The 19,282-nt window shown below is 59.0% G+C and carries 15 protein-coding genes and 1 pseudogene; 9 read left to right on the top strand and 7 right to left on the bottom strand.

Annotated features, from left to right (window positions below):
- Nucleotides 1-156: 156 nt before the first annotated feature.
- From ABH945_RS33475 to ABH945_RS33460, 4 genes are all read right to left on the bottom strand, one after another.
- A complete protein-coding gene (locus ABH945_RS33475) occupies nucleotides 157-441 on the bottom strand; it encodes a DUF4148 domain-containing protein (RefSeq protein ID WP_429253474.1) in 285 nt (94 codons plus the stop codon).
- Between the two features lie 224 nt (nucleotides 442-665).
- Complete coding sequence (locus ABH945_RS33470) at nucleotides 666-1,820, bottom strand: porin (protein WP_074771620.1); 1,155 nt, start codon at nucleotides 1,818-1,820, stop codon at nucleotides 666-668.
- Nucleotides 1,821-1,909: 89 nt separating this feature from the next.
- Nucleotides 1,910-2,893: a LysR family transcriptional regulator gene (locus tag ABH945_RS33465; protein ID WP_429253473.1), complete on the bottom strand. Its 984-nt coding sequence runs from the start codon at nucleotides 2,891-2,893 to the stop codon at nucleotides 1,910-1,912.
- Nucleotides 2,894-3,557: 664 nt separating this feature from the next.
- Nucleotides 3,558-4,067: a hypothetical protein gene (locus ABH945_RS33460; RefSeq protein ID WP_429253472.1), complete on the bottom strand. Its 510-nt coding sequence runs from the start codon at nucleotides 4,065-4,067 to the stop codon at nucleotides 3,558-3,560.
- A gap of 434 nt (nucleotides 4,068-4,501) precedes the next feature.
- On the opposite strand from ABH945_RS33460, the gene ABH945_RS33455 reads away from it, so the two are divergent.
- Complete coding sequence (locus ABH945_RS33455) at nucleotides 4,502-5,656, top strand: hypothetical protein (RefSeq protein ID WP_429253471.1); 1,155 nt, start codon at nucleotides 4,502-4,504, stop codon at nucleotides 5,654-5,656.
- Nucleotides 5,657-5,778: 122 nt separating this feature from the next.
- On the opposite strand, the gene ABH945_RS33450 is transcribed toward ABH945_RS33455, so the two are convergent.
- Nucleotides 5,779-7,137 carry a sensor histidine kinase gene (locus ABH945_RS33450; RefSeq protein WP_074771616.1) on the bottom strand — a complete coding sequence of 453 codons (1,359 nt, stop codon included), beginning with the start codon at nucleotides 7,135-7,137 and terminating at the stop codon, nucleotides 5,779-5,781.
- Entirely contained in the window at nucleotides 7,124-7,807 is a 684-nt protein-coding gene (locus ABH945_RS33445; protein WP_429253470.1) for a response regulator transcription factor, read from the bottom strand. The genes ABH945_RS33450 and ABH945_RS33445 overlap by 14 nt, the downstream gene beginning before the upstream one ends.
- 151 nt (nucleotides 7,808-7,958) lie before the next feature.
- Between ABH945_RS33445 and ABH945_RS33440 the strand changes: the two genes are divergently transcribed.
- The 6 genes and pseudogenes from ABH945_RS33440 to ABH945_RS33415 all read left to right on the top strand — a co-directional run.
- Nucleotides 7,959-8,648: a response regulator transcription factor gene (locus ABH945_RS33440; protein ID WP_429253469.1), complete on the top strand. Its 690-nt coding sequence runs from the start codon at nucleotides 7,959-7,961 to the stop codon at nucleotides 8,646-8,648.
- A gap of 126 nt (nucleotides 8,649-8,774) precedes the next feature.
- Nucleotides 8,775-10,268, top strand: a complete 1,494-nt coding sequence (locus tag ABH945_RS33435; RefSeq protein ID WP_429253468.1) for an efflux transporter outer membrane subunit — start codon at nucleotides 8,775-8,777, stop codon at nucleotides 10,266-10,268.
- Nucleotides 10,265-11,476, top strand: a complete 1,212-nt coding sequence (locus ABH945_RS33430; protein ID WP_429253467.1) for an efflux RND transporter periplasmic adaptor subunit — start codon at nucleotides 10,265-10,267, stop codon at nucleotides 11,474-11,476. Before ABH945_RS33435 ends, ABH945_RS33430 begins: the two co-directional genes overlap by 4 nt.
- Entirely contained in the window at nucleotides 11,473-14,586 is a 3,114-nt protein-coding gene (locus ABH945_RS33425; RefSeq protein ID WP_429253466.1) for an efflux RND transporter permease subunit, read from the top strand. Before ABH945_RS33430 ends, ABH945_RS33425 begins: the two co-directional genes overlap by 4 nt.
- Nucleotides 14,587-14,964: 378 nt before the next feature.
- Complete coding sequence (locus ABH945_RS33420; RefSeq protein WP_429253465.1) at nucleotides 14,965-15,255, top strand: hypothetical protein; 291 nt, start codon at nucleotides 14,965-14,967, stop codon at nucleotides 15,253-15,255.
- Between the two features lie 94 nt (nucleotides 15,256-15,349).
- Nucleotides 15,350-15,671 (top strand): annotated as a pseudogene (locus ABH945_RS33415) (SOS response-associated peptidase family protein); the annotation flags it as partial.
- A gap of 267 nt (nucleotides 15,672-15,938) precedes the next feature.
- Here ABH945_RS33415 and ABH945_RS33410 read toward each other — a convergent pair.
- Complete coding sequence (locus tag ABH945_RS33410) at nucleotides 15,939-16,733, bottom strand: SDR family NAD(P)-dependent oxidoreductase (protein WP_429253464.1); 795 nt, start codon at nucleotides 16,731-16,733, stop codon at nucleotides 15,939-15,941.
- 681 nt (nucleotides 16,734-17,414) lie between these two features.
- Here ABH945_RS33410 and ABH945_RS33405 point away from each other — a divergent pair.
- Both ABH945_RS33405 and ABH945_RS33400 read left to right on the top strand, forming a co-directional pair.
- Complete coding sequence (locus ABH945_RS33405; RefSeq protein ID WP_074771610.1) at nucleotides 17,415-18,137, top strand: sulfite exporter TauE/SafE family protein; 723 nt, start codon at nucleotides 17,415-17,417, stop codon at nucleotides 18,135-18,137.
- Nucleotides 18,138-18,391: 254 nt separating this feature from the next.
- Complete coding sequence (locus tag ABH945_RS33400) at nucleotides 18,392-19,000, top strand: nucleotidyltransferase domain-containing protein (RefSeq protein ID WP_429253463.1); 609 nt, start codon at nucleotides 18,392-18,394, stop codon at nucleotides 18,998-19,000.
- The last annotated feature ends 282 nt before the right edge of the window (nucleotides 19,001-19,282 follow it).

Raw genomic sequence — 19,282 nt, 5'->3', positions numbered from 1 at the left:
TTATCGGCCGCGCACATGACAGACCACCAACTCGCTTCATGCTGTTGAAGGCCCCGTGACAGATTCGAGCCGAAGCGCCACTTTGCCGTACCTGGTGATGGAACGAGTAGGTGTCCAACCAGGTGGCGCAACGTGGCTCAACCTGAACTCCCGGCATCAGTTCGACGCCGCCACATCCTGCGACTCGCTGACGGCTGCCGTGCGCGTCGTCGCCCCGTCTGTGCCATGCTGGATGGCGTAGAGTTCGCGGTTGCGTGCAACGGTGGTCGCTGATGGCGGGTAGTCGTTACTGCGTGTCGGCACTAGACCTTCAGCCTGCGCCTGCTTCAATTGTTCGATCACCTGAGCATGCGTGAGCCCTGACGGGTTGGACTGGGCAAAAGCGGTTGCGCCGAATGGCAGGCTGAGCGCAGCGACGGCGAGAGCGGTAAGCAGTTTCATGATTTGACTCCAGAAGTAGGAAAGATAAGTGGCCTGAACCACGCTTCCTATTCTGGCCAGTTCACCTGTCCACGCCCTGACCCGTTGATTACGGTTTTGTCATCCGGCAGGGCGGCTTCGCGTCGAACCGCGACATCTCTTTTCGAATCCGCACAATCCGAATACATTCGAACAGGTGAGGCCATTGGGCATGCATTACCAAATGGCCTCGAAACGTGCGTCGTTTAAAACTTGTGCCGGATACCAATGCGTGCGAGCACCTGATTCGCGCTCGACGACGGCGCATCTGCGCCCGTGATGTAGGCGGTATTCAGCGGCGCGGCTACCTGCCCGCCACCCGACGCGTGCTGATACAAGCCCTGAACATACACGTCCGTTCGCACCGACAGGTTGTAGTCCGCCATCAACCCGAACTGTTGGTATTTAGGCTTCGAATCGCCTGCGCTACTGTTGAAGTGAGCGATCGTATAGTTATACATAGCTCCGACAAACGCCGCCTTGGTGAACTGATACTTCGCGTTGATTTCGAAGTTGTCGAATTTGAGGCTGCTGGCGGTGTTCGCGAAGCTGCCGACATAGACGGAGCCGGTCGCGTCGTTCAGGCTCGTGTGGCTATAAACGAACCCCAACAATGCCGATCCGATTGTGTAGTTGATCCCCGCGCCCCACACCTGCTGACGGCTGGCGAGAAAATTGGTGTCGTCGGTGGCGAGCGAGCCGCCCGTGGTGCCTCCTGGATTGTTGATCTGCATATAGGCCGCCGCCACTGTCAACGCGGAGCCAACATACTGCGCGCCCAGGCTGTAAGAACGATTGTTCGCGAATCCCCCAGCCTGATTGCTGAATCCGTACAGGCCGCCGAATGTCACACCGCCATAGGTGTTGCTTGTGTATTTGACGCTGTTGTTCAGGCGAAACGAGTTATCGGTGTTGTCGTTATCGTACGGATGCGACATCAGATAGCCGGCCCAGTTTCCATTCGCTGTGAGCGGTGCAAGATAGTCGACGACAGAGTCGTACTGACGACCCATCGTCAATGTACCGAACTGATCCGAACTGAGGCCGACGAACGCCTGACGTCCGAACATCCGTCCGCCCTGTCCGAGCTTGCCGGAGTTCACGTCGAAGCCGTTCTCCAGCTGGAACACTGCCCTGGTGCCTGCGCCAAGATCTTCCGAGCCTTTAAGTCCCCAGCGGCTACCTTGCGTAAAGCCACTTTCCATCTGCACATTCGAGTGACCGCCGGTATTGTTGGTGTAATTCAGACCTTCGTCGATCAAGCCATAGAGCGTGACACTTGTCTGCGCCATTGCTGCAACGGGAGCCAGAGAACAACCGATAACTGTATTCGCGGCTGCGGTAATCAGAAGCTTTTTCATCGATGCAAGTCCTTGTGGTTGGGCTCTCTGCGCCGGTATCCCGGTTGCGCCCAGCGCATGTCCGGCGTCAGATGCCCGCACTTTAGGACCTACAAAATCCTGCTCCGTAGCAATTCAGTATTGCTCGATGGGTGTTGTACGGCACCTACGTCCAGTTCATTCGGCTCCTTGCGTTGGTGTGCGCGATCGCGATATTGCGCCACCGCGAAGTCGACGAAATGGCGCAACGCGATTGGCATATGCGGCTGCCCGGAATACAGCAGCCAGACCGTGCGTTCGTCGTCGCAAAGGTTGGCGTCGCCGAGCAGAACCTGGAGGACGCCGCTTTCCAGTTCATGACGCACGAACGAACGCGACAGCCGCGCGATGCCGAGCCCCGCCTTGACCGCGCGCTTGACGACCTCGGGACTCTGCGCGTTCATGATGGGCTGCACCACGACGCGCCGCGTACCGTGTGTGTCGCGGAACTCCCAGTACCGGCCGGGAGAATCTGCTGCGATCAACACATCGTGAGAGGCCAGTTCTTCAGGCGTGTCTGGCGCGCCGTGTCTCGCCAGATAGTCCGCACTGGCTACGATCACATCGCGCGTGTGCATGAGCGGTCTGCACACCAGCGAAGAATCGCGCAGGCGACGTTCCGCGCTGAAACACACATCGAACTCGCCGACTGCGACATCGTTGAGATTCTCGAATACGTTGAGATCGAAACGCATCCCAGGCTCGCGGGCCCGATAGGTCGCCAGCAGATCGAGCAGATCGGTGCTCGCATACGAAGACGCGGCGGCAATACGAAGCGAGCCGCCTGGCTGCTGCACGGCGGATGCAATGCACTTGTCCATCGCGTCGAGTTGCTTGAGCAGTTCGGTGGCGTGTTCCCAATACTGCTGACCTGTGTCGGTCAGCGAGACGTGCCGCGTGGTGCGGTTGACCAGTCGAACACCGAGGTGATCTTCGAGCGAGGCGAGACTGCGCGTCACAACCGAATTCGAAATGCCCAATTGACGGGCTGCTTCGGCGAAGTTCAGGCACTCGGCTAATCTCGCGAAAATTCGGATCGACGCTAACTGGTTCATGAGGCGCTCCGATGCCAGACCCAATTTCTGCTGGGAGATAGTGGCTTGAAACGGCAAAAGTGCATAGTTGACCGAACTCCATCTGTGACGACACATTGCCTGCGCGGCCGGGACTATTTGCTACGTATGGTTAGGCGCGAGGAGATAGCACCCAGCATAGCGATTGGTTCGTTACCCAAAACCGTCCAGTGGATTACAGAATTGTTATTTGATCTATTGGAGGTCCTGTTAAGGCTCTCTTCATATTCGCTATATGTCGAAACTGAGGCATCGCTGATATAGAGGGCTTCGTCTAGCCAATAGCCGTTGCGAAAAGAATGCGAGCACATCGTGAGTTCGCGGGTCGCGGTATTGAAGAGGACTAACGGTATTGAAGAGGACTAACTAGAGGCAGTGGCTGCAGATTGATGGCAGCGGTGCGAACACAGCGCGGACCAAGGCCTTGGCCTGAGCCTCGAGGCGGCATTGTGCTCTTGAAACGAGGCGCCCCGCAGTGCATGTTTGTTACTGCGCTAGCCTGGCCCAATCCATACCTTCTAACCTAATGCGCGACCGCTCGCGTTGCCGCTGATAAACCTCCAGGCGGCGGCTTTTGTAGAGGAATCGTAGAGCACATACCGGAGTCACATTGCTCTTTGCAACCCGCCCGCGGCTGTTATATCTGTTACCTGGAGATGGCCGGCCCGCTATGGGCGAACAACGCGTCTCGCGACTTGATGTGTCTGGCGATAGCGTTGCGAATTCCCATTGATTGCAACACGAAAGTCTGTTCCGATTCGCCACGATGATAGGCGTAGACGATGCCGAGTGCGCCGATCGTATTCTTTTGATTGTCCATCAGCGGCACGAGCACGCCAATGCGAACGCCGTCCTTCTGAACTTCCACAAGCGATTTTCCGGTTCGAATGACACCGAGATCGTCGTCTCCAGATGCCTTTCCGCGCTCGCTGGCCGAGTACGAAGCAATCGCCAGGTTCTCCGTCTGTCCGGGTGGAGTGACGTGGAGGATTACGTCCGTGATGCCGGGATGACTGGCGACAATCTGATCCACAACGCGTTGTGCGTAAATCACCGAATCGACGTCAGGAGACGTGGTTTTTAATAACCCGGCGTTCGCATAAGTGGCGAAAAGCAGTGACGCGCCGATAAGCGAAGTTTCGAAGATAGTCTTCATTCTGTGATTTCGACCTGTTTGTCAAATATTACGAATTGGGGGAAACAGGTCGATGGCGGATAAAGTCGATCGATCAATAACAATATCAGTTGAAGCTTAAGAAAATCTGAGCGGCTTATCGATTTATACAGTCATTGTTGCTCCACTGATTCGCGCGCCGATAAGGCCGTGGGCAGGCGTCGTTCCGATTTTATCTCTTAAGGGTTTCATAATCTGTTTCGTGTTATCGGGACCGTAGAAGATTTAATCGTTATTGTTTTTAGAATGAAATAAGCATCTGATTTGATTTCACGCATTTGTAATGTCTTGTAATTAAGGTTCGCCAGATCAGTTTTCAAATTACAAGATCAGTAGTTTTTTTAAAAACAGTTCCGAAAAATTTTCCGATTAATTTCGATCGGTGGCTTTCTATTAACTGTAAAAAAGGAGTAGTGATGCGAAAGATCAAACTTATCCTGTCGGCTGGTGCGGTTGCGGCGTTGCTGAGCGCATGCGGCGGTGGAAACAGTGTCAATTCGTCCGCTATTCCCTTGCCGGCAGGCGTCGCGGCCGTCCAGTCTGGATACACCATTTCTGTTTTTGCGCGCGGCCCTTCCGCATCGACGCTGCCTGACGACATCGTTGTCGCCGCAGACGGAAAGAGTGTCTTCGTCGCCTATCAGGACGACCAGGATCCGGGCGGCAAGCCGGTTGCGTCCGGTAAAACCACCGGCGAGGTCATTCAGTACGATCTCAGCGGGAATGTCCTGAAAAGCTTTTCGGTGCCCGGTCATTGCGATGGGCTGTTGAGCGTGGACGCAGACACGTTGTGGGCGTCGTCGAACGAAGACGGCAACCCGATTGTTTCCGTGATCAGGATTTCGACAGGCAACGTTTCCGCTTACACGTACAACAAGGCTTTGATGCCTCAGTCCGGCGGCGTGGCAGGAACTGGCGGTCTCGACGATATGGTGATCGTCAACGGCGAGGTGTACGCAACGCTATCCGGCGAGTTCAAGACGGCTGCGAGCAAACTGACGCCGCCGGGCGCGAACTCCAATCCGTTTCCGGTTCTTGCGAAACTCAGCATCGATCCGGACGGTAAGCATTTCGATCTGGCCGGGGATTCGGCCACAACGACGGCACCGGCCTATACCCTGATGGGTAACGGAGCTGCCACCGACAGGATTACCGGCTTGCCGCGCACCTTGAACGTACTGGATCCGGACTCGCTTTCGCTCGATCCGTCCGGCAACGTTCTGCTCGACGATCAGAATGGTCACAACGTGGTGATCGTCAGCAATCTCGGCACGACATCGCAGAAGGCGGCTGTTCTGGATCGCACGCTGAACGGCACGCCCGTTAAAGTCGACGACACGCGGTTTGCGCCGTCGGGCGGCAAGTCGTTCATGCTCTTCACCGACAATACAGCGTCGAGCCTGATCTACCGCGTCGACTACACGAACAGTTCGTTTCCTGTGAATCAGGCTTACAGCACGTCCAGCAGTTCGACCGACTCGATCCTCGCGCTGAATTACTCGACCGGTGTTTACACGACGGTGATCAAGGGTCTGTCTGGCGCACATGGCATGCGCTTTATCAGCAACTAATTCGTCGGGCCGATGATTCAATACGCGGATCAGGCGACGCGCTATTGCGCCGCCTATCCCTTCGCTGCATTGAACAGGGGAATTCGCAGCCATCGCGCCGGGACGTGTCATGTCGTTGCAGTTCAAGCATCGTTCGGCCTGTACAGCGTCACTTCGCAGCCCGGCGTTGCATCCCTGAAGCGAATCGACATGCCATGCATGCCCGCGACGGCCTGAACGAGGCTCAAGCCGAGGCCGCTGCCCGGCGTGTGACGGCTAGCCTCACCGCGATAGAAGCGCCGCATGACGGCCTGCTGTTCGGTGGGCGCAATGCCTGGACCATTGTCCTCGACCGTCATTCCGGCGCCGGTTTGGTCGCGGAATAGCGTGAGCCGGACGTGACCTCCCTCGGGCGCGAACTTGATCGCGTTTTCAACAAGGTTCGCGAGCGCCTCAAACAGGAGGTTGGGTTCGCCAGGCATCTCCATCGGGCCGGACTCCGCGTTATGCAGTTCGAACGTGATCTGCTTTTCGTCGGCGGTAGGTTCGTAGAATTCGAACACGTCATCGGCTAGTGCTTTCAGGTCGACCGTGGTGAAGCCAGCACGGCGCACGCCACTCTCGATTTCGGAGATTCGCAGTAGCGCGTTGAACGTGCGCAGCAACCCGCTCATTTCGACGATGGTTTCGTCGATCGTCGCGCGATATTCCGCTTCGGTTCGGGGACGCCGTTGCGCGCGTTCGAGTCCGGCCAGAACACGCGTAAGCGGCGTGCGCAGGTCGTGAGCGATTGCGTCACACACGCCTTTGACCTCGTGCATCAGCCGCTCGATTTCATCGAGCATGCCGTTCACCACGACGACCAGTCGATCCATGTCGTCACGTTTCGAATGCACGGGCAAGCGCTGGCTCAAATTACCCGCCACGATTTTTTCGATCGACGCCGTGACCGCATCGAGCCGCCGCATCGCCGAGATGCCGATCAGGCTCGCGCCGATCAAACCGATCGTGAGCGTGATCATGGCAGCGGACAGCAGCGCGTGAAGCAACTCTTCGTCGAAGTGATCGAGTTCGCGCGTGTTCTGGCATTGCAGTGCGACTCGACCATCGGGCAGGCGCGCCGCGATGCAGCGGGCGGGCGGATTGCGCGGCAGATCGTGCAGACGCATTGAAAACGGTTGATCGAACGAAGGGATCGCGGGCAGCGTGCCAGGAAAGCCGCCCGCAAGAAGCTGGCCGTGCGTATCGAACAGGCCGAACGGCCGTTGATGAGTCGGATCGAACTGATTCTGATGCTCGAATCGGGCCGCCAGTTCCTGAGGCGGCTCACGTTTGAGTTGCGAGTGCTCGCGAAGCAGCCAGTCGTCGATACGTTCCTGCTCGAAGCCGGTTATCTCGCGGTACAGGTAGCCGAACAGCAGAATCGCAACCACGCCGAACAGCACCAGAAACAGCGTGGCGAGACGAAAGCCGGTAGTGCGATGCAGTTCAGTCAGGCGCATGCAGCAGGTACCCCGAACCACGTACTGTGTCGATCATCGGCGCGGTGCCGTCCGGGTCGAGCTTCTTGCGCAGACGGCTGATGTGCACATCGATCACATTGGTGCGTTCGTCGAGCCGGTAATCCCATACGGCCTCGAACAGCATCGTGCGGCTTACCACCTGACCTTCGTGTTGCATCAGATATTCGAGCAGCCGATATTCGCGCGGTAGCAGGGCCACGGGCCGGCCGGCGCACGTCACTTCGCGTTTGAGCGGATCGAGCCGAAGCGGCCCGACTTGATATTCGTGCACGCTGGGCACGGCTTCGCGCCGGCGCATCAACGCGTCGAGCCGCGCGGTCAGTTCGATGAACTCGAACGGTTTGGTGAGGTAGTCGTCGCCGCCCGCACGCAGGCCCCGCACACGCTCATCGACCGCGGAAAGCGCGCTCAGGATCAACACGGGCGTGAGGACGCCCGCGCTGCGCAAGGCGGCGAGCATGCCGAGGCCTTCGAGTCCGCCCGGCAACATGCGATCCAGCACGATCGCGTCATAGCTGGTGGCGACCGCGAGCATCAGGCCTTCACGGCCCGTGGATGCAACCTGCACCTGGCAGCCGTGATCGTTGAGCGCTTCGACGATTTCCGCGAGTGTTTGCTCGTCGTCCTCGACCACCAATACGTTGGACATGCGTTGTTCCACCCAGTGAGCGCGAGAGGTGTGGTGCATCTCCGCACGTTTTACACTATGCCGTCACGGCATCTTCCCGAAGTATGACGCGGCACGTCACACAGGCGTTTCGCGTGAACGTGAAAAAATTTTAATGTAACCCGGATAGCGTATGCGAGTTCTGCTGATCGAAGACGACGCGCGGGCCAGTCACTTCCTGTCTCGCGGCTTGAGCGAGAGCGGTCTGATCGTCGACGCGGTGGCGGACGGGGCGACCGGGCTCGCGTACGCGCGCGAGGGCATCTACGACGTGATTGTCGCCGACTGGCTGCTGCCCGCGCTCGACGGCCTCGCTGTCGTGCGGCAATTGCGCGCCGACGGCCACACCACACCGGTGCTGATGATGTCGGCGCTCGGCGGCCTCAACGAGCGCGTCGAGGCGATTCGCGCCGGTTGCGACGACTACCTCGTCAAGCCCTATGCGTTCGCCGAGATGCTGGCGCGGATCGAGGCGCTCGCGCGCCGCGCGGATCGTAGCCGGATGAGCGAGCGTCTCGAATGCGCCGATCTTGTGCTGGACACCCGGGCGCGCAGCGCAAGCAGGGGAGGACGCGATCTGCGGCTTCAGCATCGCGAGTTTCTGCTGCTCGAATGTCTCGCGCGCCGCGAGGGGCAGGTGGTCACGCGCAGCATGCTGCTGGAAGCCGCGTGGAATTACGACTTCGAACCGCGCGGCAATATCATCGACATGCATATTCACCGGCTTCGCACGAAGGTGGATCGTGATTTTCCGGTCGCGCTGATTCATACAGTGGTAGGTGCCGGATATGTACTGAACCCTTCGCCCGAGACGAGCTGCTAGCGGTTTTTCAGACGAAAGTGCGCGCCTCTCGCGCTGCATGAATTTTTTTTAATTATTGGGCGAAAGCGCCGACAGGAGCCGCTGACTAAGCTGGCCAGCATTCCATCGTTGCTGGAGCTTTCCCCCATGTCTGGGCTGTTCCGTTCCAGTCTGCGCGCACGCGTCGCCCGTCCTGCACGGCGATCCCAGCTTCGACGCGGGTTGATGTGGGCGAGTGTGGCCGCCTTATTCGCGGGCTGCTCGCTCGTACCGGCTTATCAGCGGCCGGACACGCCGCTGGCGCCGACCTTCGACGGCGCGGCGAACATGTCGCTCGCGACGACCGTTCCGGTAAAAAGCGGCTGGTGGCGCGAGTTTCACGATCCCGCGCTCGACGCGCTGATCGAACGCAGTCTCAGCCACAGCTATACGCTCGCCTCGGCCGTCGCAACGGTCGAGCAGGCGCGCGGTAACGCAGAGAAAGCGGGCGCGCCGCAATATCCGTCGCTGTCGCTGGGCGCGACGTTCGATCGCAGCCACCAGGGACGCGGCTCGACCACCAAATCTCAAAGTCTCTTCGCGGAAGCCAGCTATGAGGTCGACTTCTGGGGCTTCAACGCCGCGAACGCCAATGCTGCCGATCGGCTTGCCCGCGCGTCGGCGTTCGATCGCGACACGGTGGCGTTGACACTGACCGCCTCTGTCGCGGATACGTATTTCCAGGTGCAGAGCCTGCATCGCCGACTCGACATCGCCCGCTCCATTGCCGACGACGCGCAGCATATTCTCGATTTATTGCTTGCGCAGCAGCAGGCCGGCGTGGCGACCGGTTTGCAGGTTCAGCAACAGCGCAACGCGCTGGCGACGTTCCGCGCCGCGGTGCCCGCATTGCAACAGCAACTCGACGTCAATCTTCACGCTCTGGCTGTGCTGGCCGGCACCGCGCCCGAACATTTCTCGATCGATAACGTCGCGTTCGACCAGATCGCCATTCCCGAGCCGCGGCCGGATCTGCCGGCTAGCTTGCTGGAAACGCGGCCCGACATCCGCTCGAGAGAAGCGCAATTGCAGTCGGCCAACGAGAGCGTCGGCGCAGCGCGAGCCGCGTTCATGCCGAATATCGTCCTCACCGCAGACGGTGGGCTCAGCAGCAAGTCGCTCTCGCATTTTCTGTCGAGCCCGTTCGCCAGTCTGGCGACCTCGCTCGCCGCGCCGTTGTTCGACGGCGGCGCGCTACGCGGTCAGTTGCACGCGAGTCGCGCGGCGGAAGTGAAAAGCGTGGCCGACTACCGGCAAGCGGTCATCGCTGCGTTGCAGGACGTGGAAGATTCCCTGACCGCGCAGCAGCAACAGCAACTCGCGGAAATCGCCGACCAGCAGGCTGCCGACGCCGCCCGTCAGGCTGCGATGCTGGCCGACGCGCAATACCGGCTGGGCACCGTCGACTTTCTCACCGTGCTCGACGCGCAACGCACGCTCTATCAATCCGAAGACACGCTGGTGCAAGCCCGGCTTGCACGTTTGCAAGCGTCGGTGAGTCTTTTTCGCGCGTTTGGCGGCGGTTTCGGCGTCACCGGCGATGACATCCGTACCGACGCCGCCGGCACTGCCGCATCCTCTACTACTTCCCCACGCTCATGACCTCAGCCGATTTTTCGCAGCACGGTACGCCGCACCGGCGACGCCGTGCGCCGCTCGTTGTGGCGCTCGCCCTCATCGTCGCGCTGCTCGTCGCGTGGTTCTGGCCGAAGCATCAGGCCGCCAAACCTGCCGCGCCGGTGCCGGTCAATGCCGGGCATCCCGTGAGCCAGAGTTTCCCGATCCGGGTCGCGGCAGTCGGCACGGTGCAGGCGCTCAATACGGTGGACGTGAAAGTTCGCGTCGACGGCCAGTTGCAGCGGATCGCTTTCACCGAAGGCCAGGACGTCAAGGCCGGCCAGTTGCTCGCGCAACTGGACCAGGGGCCATTGACCGCGCAGTTGCGTCAGGCGCAAGCCGCACAGCGCAAGGACCAGGCGTCGCTCGATAACGCGCGCCTCGATCTTGCGCGCTACTCGAAGCTGGTCGGCATCGGCGCGGCGACGACACAGGCCGTCGATACCGCCAGGGCGCAGGTCGATTCGCTCGCCGCCACCGTGGCGGCCGACGCCGCGCTGGTCCAGAGCGACCAGTTGCAGTTGAGTTTCACCACGTTGCTGGCGCCGTTCGCCGGGCGCGTCGGCATGCGCGAGGCCGATGTCGGCGCCATCGTGCATCCCGCCGACACGACCGGAATCGTCACGCTGACGCAAATGGAACCGATCACTGTGCTGTTTTCCGTGCCGCAGGACGTGTTGCCCGAATTGCTCGCGAACCAGGCGAAAGCGCCGCTTGCCGTGAGCGTGACGGCGCGTTCCGGCGATACCGCTCTGGCCGACGGCTCGCTGGTGTTTATCGACAGCAGCGTGGATGCAACCACCGGGCAGATCAGGATGAAAGCGTCGTTCGCGAACAAGGACCGCAAGCTGTGGCCCGGAGAGCTGGTGAATGCGCGCGTGCTGGTGAGGGTGGACGGTCAGCGCGTTGCCGTGCCGAGCCGAGCCGTGGTGAACACGCAAACCGGCACGCAACTGTATGTGATCGACGCGAACGGCACCGCCCGCATGCGCGCCGTGCAGACCGGCGTAACGGTAGATGGCATGACCGAGATTCGCCAGGGCGTGACGCTCACGGACCTCGTGGTATTCGACGGGCAAAGCCGCCTGAACCCGGGTGTACATGTCGCCGCGACGACGGTGCCCGCCGTTGCCGCAGCGCCGCCCAACGCCAACGCAACCGGCAGTCAGACTAATCAGGACGGTCCGGCATGAGTCTCATGGAGTTGTTCATCAAGCGGCGCATCGCCACCAGTTTTCTGGCGATTGCGGTTCTGCTGATCGGCGTGGTCGCTTATTTTCTATTGCCGGTTGCGCCACTGCCGCAAGTGGATTTTCCGACCATCCAGGTGCAGGCCAAATTGCCGGGTGCGAGTGCGGAAACGATGGCGACGTCGGTGGCGACGCCGCTCGAGCGGCAGCTTTCGCTGATCGCGGGCGTGACGCAGATGACCTCGTCGAGTTCGCTGGGCGTAACCAATATCGCGATCCAGTTCGATCTGACACGCGACATCAACGGCGCAGCGCAGGATGTGCAGACCGCAATCAACGCGGCGGGCGGCACACTGCCGAAGAACCTGCCCAATCCGCCGACGTATCAGAAGGTCAACCCCGCAGACTTCACGCTGCTTTCGCTCGGGCTGACTTCGCCGTCGCTCACGCTGACCCAGCTCGACAGCTATGCCGAAGACTATCTCGCGCAGCAGATTTCACAGATGCCGGGCGTCGGTCTCGTCGATTTTCACGGCCAACAGCGGCCGGCAGTGCGGATTCAACTCGATCCCGACAAGCTCACCGCGCGCGGCCTGACGTTGGAAGACGTGCGTTCGATCGTCGGCGTACAAACCGTGAACGCGCCGAAGGGCAGTCTCAACGGCCCGGACCGTTCGGTGATTTTCAACGCGACCGACCAGATGACCACGGCCGCCCAGTATCGCGATCTGGTGGTCGCGTACAAGAACGGCGCGCCGATTCGCGTGTCCGATCTCGGCACCGTCCTGAACGCCGCCGAAGACAATCAGCAGGCTGCGTGGCTGCAGCACGAACGGGCGATCATTCTCGACATCCACAAACAGCCCGGCTACAACGTTGTGCAGACCATCGCCAACATCAAGGCGAAGCTTCCGGCGCTCGAAGCGCAGCTGCCCGCCGCCGCGCACTTGCGCGTGGTGGGCGACCGAACGCAGACCATCGACGCATCCGTGCACGACGTCCAGTTCACGCTGATGCTGACCATCGCGCTCGTTGTGATGGTGATCTTCTGTTTCCTGCGCAACCTGTGGGCGACGCTGATTCCGAGCATGACCATTCCGCTGTCGCTGGTCGCGACTTTCGGCGTGATGTATCTGCTCGGATATAGCCTCGACAATCTGTCGCTGATGGGCCTCACCATTGCAGTCGGCTTCGTGGTGGACGACGCGATCGTCGTCATCGAAAACGTGATGCGGCATATCGAGGAGGGCGTGCCGCGCATGAAGGCCGCGCTGCTGGGGGCGATGGAAGTGCGCTTCACTATCGTCTCGATGACCATCTCGCTGATCGCCGTGTTCATTCCGATTCTGATGATGGGCGGTATCGTGGGTCGGCTGTTCCGCGAATTCGCAATGACGGTCAGTGCGGCCATCGTGATGTCGGCGCTCGTCTCGTTGACGCTCACGCCGATGTTGTGCGGCTGGTTGATCCGCTTGCCGGAACCCGGCGCGCGCGGTCCGATGCGCCGCTTCGAGGGCTGGCTCGAACGCGGTTTCGTCGCGGTTGAACGGCGTTATGAGCAAGGACTCGATTGGGTGCTGGACCGCCCGAAGCTGATGCTCGGCGTCACCATCGCAACCGTCATGGCGACCGGCGCTTTGTTCGTGCTGATTCCAAAGGGCTTCTTTCCGCAGGAAGACTCTGGTTTGATCATAGGTATTGCGCAGGCCGCGCCGGATATCTCGCCGCGCGCGATGTCGCAGAAGATGCAGCAGATCGGTCACATCGTCGAAGCCGATCCTGCGGTCGACAACGTGTTCTACTGGATTGGCCCGAATCCGACTGTGAGTCAAGGGCACGTGATGATCAACCTGAAGGTGTTCAACCAGCGCACGGTCAATGCGGCACAGGTGCTCAACCGTTTGAAGCCGCAGTTGGCGAAGGTGATGGGCGTGTCGGTATCGATGCAGGTTCGCCAGGATATTCAGGTAGGCGGCCGGATCAGCGCCGCGCAATACCAGTACACGTTGCAAGACCCGGATATCAACGAGCTCAGTCATTGGGCCGGTGTGTTGACGGACAGATTGTCCAGGCTGCCGCAACTCGCGGATGTTACGTCCGATCAGCAGGCTGCTGCGACCAGCGCCACGCTCGTGATCGATCGTAGTACGGCCTCGCGCTTCGGCATCACCGCGCAGGCGATCGACGATACGCTGTATGACGCCTTTGGTCAGCGGCAGATCGCGACGCTGTTCACGCAGTTGAATCAATATCACGTGGTCGAAGAAGTCGATCCGTCGTTTCAGTTGACGACCGATGCGCTCGCGCACCTTTACGTACGTTCACCTTTGACGAATGAACTGGTGCCGCTCAGCACGCTCGCCAAAGTGGAGAACAACGTGTCGCCGATTTCGGTGAATCATCAGGGGCTATTTCCGGCCGTCACCATTTCATTCAATCTCGCGCCGGGTCAGTCTCTCGGCAATGCGGTCACGGCGATTCACCAGGCCGAACTGGCGGCTGGCAAGCCCGATAGTCTGACTGGTTCGTTTCAGGGTACGGCACAGGCTTTTCAGGCGTCGCTCGCGAGCGAGCCTTATCTTATTGCGGCCGCACTGGTCGTTGTGTACCTGATTCTCGGCATTCTGTACGAGAGTGCGATTCATCCGCTTACGATCATTTCCACATTGCCGTCGGCAGGAGTTGGGGCGCTTCTCGCGTTGATGCTGTGCGGGCAGGATCTATCGATCATGGGGATGATCGGCATAATTTTGCTGATTGGCATTGTGAAGAAGAACGCGATCATGATGATCGACTTCGCACTCGTCGCCGAGCGCGAGCATGGCCTATCGCCTCGCGAGGCGATTCGTCAGGCGTGCGTGCTACGTTTCAGGCCGATCATGATGACCACGCTGGCCGCGCTGTTCGGTGCACTGCCGCTCGCACTGGGACACGGCGCGGGTGCGGAGTTGCGCGTGCCGTTGGGTATCGCGATCGTGGGCGGGCTGATCCTCTCGCAGTTGTTGACGCTATTTACCACCCCAGTCGTGCATCTATGGTTTGATCGGCTTGCGCATTGGTTCGCAAGATCTCGCGCGAAGGACACATTCGCGGAACGTGAGTCTGCTGTCTGATGGGATCGGCTAACTAACTGGTTGTCTTTGCGGCATTGACGATTGCAGCGGCCGTAGTGATGGTATTCCTGGTGCTATCTCAGGGCGTACCCGAGACCGATCGCCAAATGAATGAGATACCTTGTCTCCGGCGAGCTGCAATCGATGCGATGGAGTAATCTGAAGAAATCCTTAAGGAGGACGATTGAGAATTCATCTCGTTGTGATCGTCAATCCGAAGTGGTATTGAATAAAAAAACTCAATGGTTTGTGTCGCTTTAAATGATTCTTAAGACACACTTATGCCGCGTATAAATTTAAAAAAATATAAACTTCAAGATCAGTGAGTCGATGCCGATAGAAGCAATGCAGTCCAACGTTCTTCCATCGGAGATCACAATGTCTATTCAAACAATCAGTCAAACTCTCTCTCAAACTCCGGCTTCGTCTAGCGAGACAAAAGCATCCGCTACGTCGGTAACAACATCCCCAACCGCAACAAATAGTTCATCCACTTCGTCCGGCTCGTCCGGCACATCGGCCTCCTATACAGTCAGCATCAGTAGTGCGGCACGTGCAATGATGGCCGAAGCTTCCGAAACATCAGTCCAAACCGCCCAGGAAGCGGGTAAAGGTGATCATCAGGCGCAACGCTTACTCGCGAAGGAGGCGGCGGCGAAAGCAGGTTAGGGAAATGACCGCTCGCTAGTCGATTAATGCAGGCCGCCGCGAAAGGAGGCTGGCGGTCTGCTCACTGATATACCCAGAATGCGCGTACATGTTCGAGCAGGAGTTATTCAGGCAGCGCACGAGACTGACTGACCCAGACAGGACACTTCAAACCAAAGTCACCAAATCGGCGACCGAGAGCAAACGCATTGCTGCGGATAAGATCGACGCGACGATTCGCCGACTGGACGATTTGAAGCGTACCGACTTGAAAGATCGCGACTGACGAATTTTCGGGTGATTGCGCGCCAATCATGGTCATGGAACATGGCCAGCGCGTGATAAAGCCAATGCGCTATCAATTCCGTTTTGCCGGCAGGCCAGCGTCCTACGACGTGAAATACGCTGGCACTTATAACGCGCGTCGTGACAACCTTGCGATTCTCGATGACCGCGACCGTCCATACGAGTAGGCATAGGCTCTTTGGGTCACGTCATAGGGGTCGGAGTGGATAGGGCAAAACCGATCCCGGCGATCAGCGGTCAGTCGGCGATCCGGGTGAGTTCGTCGACAATCTTCGAAGCCTCGCCTCGTTGCGCGATGTCGCGAACGTGCTTCCACCATCGGCCAACCCTTTCCCCGGAAGTTGCCATGCCACTACCGCTCGTCAATCGGCCAAACCGCCGGGCGAGAATCGGCTTTATTAAGACCAGCCACCCGTCACCATGACATCCTCCGACGTGATCATGCGGCTGTCGTCGGCCGCGAGGAAGAGCGCCATGCGCGCGAGATCGCCGGGCTCCATTTCCTCGTCGATGCACTGGCCGCGTCGTATCTCGTCGCGGCCTTCGTCGGTAAGCCACAGGTTGCGCTGCTTGTCAGTCAACACCCAGCCCGGCACGAGCGTGTTCACGCGGATCCCATACGCGCCGAGGTCCTTGGCGAACCCGCGCGTCAAGCCCTGTACTGCCGCCTTGCTCATTGCGTACACCGGGAACTGGCTGCTCTTGAGCATCCAGCAATGCGAGCCGAGATTAATGATCGAGCCCGCGCGTGCGGCCTTCATATCCTCGACCACGGCCTGCGCTGCGAACAACTGATGCCGCACGTTAACTGCAACGCCTGCATCGAACGACTCGGGCGTCACGTCGGCGAGCGCGTGGCGGCGATCGTTCGCCGCGTTGTTCACGAGCACCTCGATCGGTCCGAATGCTGCCCGCACTTCGGCGATGGCCGCGTGCAACGCGGGAATGTCGGTGACATCGCAGGCGACGAAGAGCGGTTGATGGCGCGCGTTATCGAGCGATTTGGCAAGCGCTGTTCCCGCGTTCGTGTCGATGTCGAGAAAGCCCACACGTGAACCTTGCGCAACGAAGTGCTCGACGAACGAAGCGCCAATGCCACTCGCGCCGCCCGTAATGAGCACGACCCGGTCTACCAGACTGGGATAGCTCGCGTAACGTGCTTGTCCCGAAGATTTTTCGCTAGAAGTTGCCATACACATCCCGTATTGATTAATCGCTACGACTAAGAAACCGACTGTGCGCCATGGAAGCTTTCTTGTGAGCCAGGCAGATCCGGCTTCGTGGCGCCCTCCTGTCTGAAGCCCAAATGGTGCATTGTCCACGAGAAGGTGGCGATCCGCAAAGACGTGCTCGTCGTCGTGCGTTTCCAATACAACGCCGCCGAGCAAACGTCATAGAGGCAAGTGATCAAGCTGATGGACGACCCGTTGCGCCTCGGGGCCAACCGGCAGCCCGCGAAGGATGGATTTTCAACCCGAAGCGGCCTTTGCAGGCTCTCCTGCAATAAGAAAATGTCCGGCTATCCAGGAGACGCGCGTCGCGTCTTACGCTCTTGCACGGTGTCCAGTGAGTGATGCTCGGCGTTGTCATGAGGTAGTCTCCTGGCAAACAGTGTCGGCGTTTGAACGACCGCTTTGGGGAAAATGTGACGGTCCGCAGTTAGTCGCATGTGGAGCGTCGCGATGCTGCCAGATTGATCCGGCATCGTTTGATGCAATCTTCCGATTCCGACCATCTTCTGCCTTTCAACGAAACGGAGACTGAGACACTTGCGCGATCGTTTCTAACCGTAAGGCAGCCGATGGATTCGTCGGCGAATCATTCCCATCGTATGACTATAGAATCACGCTTTTGCCCACGGTGGAGAGCCTGAGATGGGATACCTGCTGGTGCTTTGCGTTGGTTTGCTTGCAGGAACGTTGAGTGGCGTAATCGGCACGGGATCGTCGATGCTGCTCATGCCTGTCCTGGTCATACTATATGGCCCACAACAGGCCGTTCCGATCATGGCCATTGCCGCAATCATGGGTAATCTCGGCAAGGTACTGTCCTGGTGGCGCGAGATCGACTGGCGCGCATGCTTTGCCTATTGCGTGACAGCTGTACCGGCAGCGGCTTTGGGCGTGCGCACGCTACTGGCTTTGCCGCCGCATGCTGTCGAGTTGGCGCTCGGCGTATTCTTTGTTGCCATGGTTCCGGCACGGCGCTGGCTTGCGCGTCATGCAATCCAGTTCTCGCTGCTGCAACTGGCGGTGATCGGTGCGGTAGTGGGTTTTCTCACCGGCATTGTTGTTTCAACCGGCCCGATTACCGTACCGGTGTTCATGGGATATGGTTTGGTGAAAGGCGCATTTCTTGCGACCGAAGCCATGGGCTCTCTCGCGGTCTACGGTGCCAAAGTCGCCGTCTTCAATCACTTTGGAGCACTGCCGCTGCCCGTCGTGTTCGATGGATTAATCACTGGTTCGGCGCTGATGGCCGGGACGTTCGTCGCACGTCGTATTGTTACCCGAATGAGCCCTGGGACTTTCAAGCTGGTCGTGGATGGATTAATGCTGTCGTCTGGGCTATCGCTGCTGTGGGCGGCAGCACGCTAGTTGAAATGCAAATGGCGGTTAAGTGAAAGCCGCCATCGACACGACGCACTGTCGACCGTTCTTTACGGGCCCGACTCATGCCTTTCGCTACATGCTGCGATCAGAGATCGAGGTTTTTGTTGGGCGGGGTTCGGCGGCGGATACAAAATACCGTTATCGAACCGCAACGTCCCCTCCCCACGCTCGACTACAACCAGTCCAACGTCTATTGTGTTATGCGCGACCATCTTTAAACTTCCATCCGGGACTGCTCGATGCGCCTCGAAGATATTCTCAAAAAATGGAGGGGCAACCCTTCCACAACGCGCCAGATGGCACTTCTTGAACGAGTCTCGGCTGCGCTCAAGGCTTCTCCCAGTTGCATCGGTGCGGTGGTCGTTGGCTCCTTTGCAAAAGGGAATGCTGATCGCGTGTCGGACGTCGACTTGGTTGTCTTTTGCTCGGATGGTGCTGAGAATTCGCTAATTCGTTCCATAGAGCAGCAGATCACCCAGGCGGATATATTCATCAAGTTTGAAGGCATGCATGATCCGAAAAGCCCGTTCCAAAAGCTAATCTTCGAAGACTTCACTTCAATCGAGTTTCACGTCATCTCACCCGACACTGAACTCATCATAGAGCAGCCATTTGTCCAAATAGTTAGCCGGGATCGTTGCCTTGAGTCGAGGGCATCATCCAGGCTAGCTTCGGCCGAGCACGACACGATGGCCTATCGTTATGGCGACCGATTCCTGGCATGGGAACTCTTCACGTGCTTGAAGTGGTTATGGCGCGGAGATTTCAAAGGCGCAAAGCGCTACCTGGTCAATTTGGGAAGAGCTATCGAAGCGTCGGAAGATACGGATGGATCGGCAGTTTCTTAACCTGTGCACGTACAACTTTCATCCCGGCGGTCGGGCGCACCATTTGTCAACGATTTTCGCGCCGTAGGCGACGGTCCGCTCCTGGCCGATCGGGTGAGTTCGCCAGCGGCCGCTTACTGGCACTCCAGTTCGCTGAACGTGAATTCGGCTGAATGACAGGTTTGGAGGAAGCTGTCTGACCGCGTTGGGTCCAGCCTGTGTGGAAACGGGTTTTTCACCGCTAAGCGAGCGATTGCCAATCAGGTCAATCTAGTTCGACGCAGACGCATTGCACCGATCAAG

Source organism: Paraburkholderia sp. GAS333, assembly GCF_050435665.1.
In the GTDB taxonomy this organism is placed as follows: domain Bacteria; phylum Pseudomonadota; class Gammaproteobacteria; order Burkholderiales; family Burkholderiaceae; genus Paraburkholderia; species Paraburkholderia fungorum_A.
The sequence above is the reverse complement of the archived record's forward strand: the minus strand, read 5'-3'. Positions and strand labels throughout refer to the sequence as shown.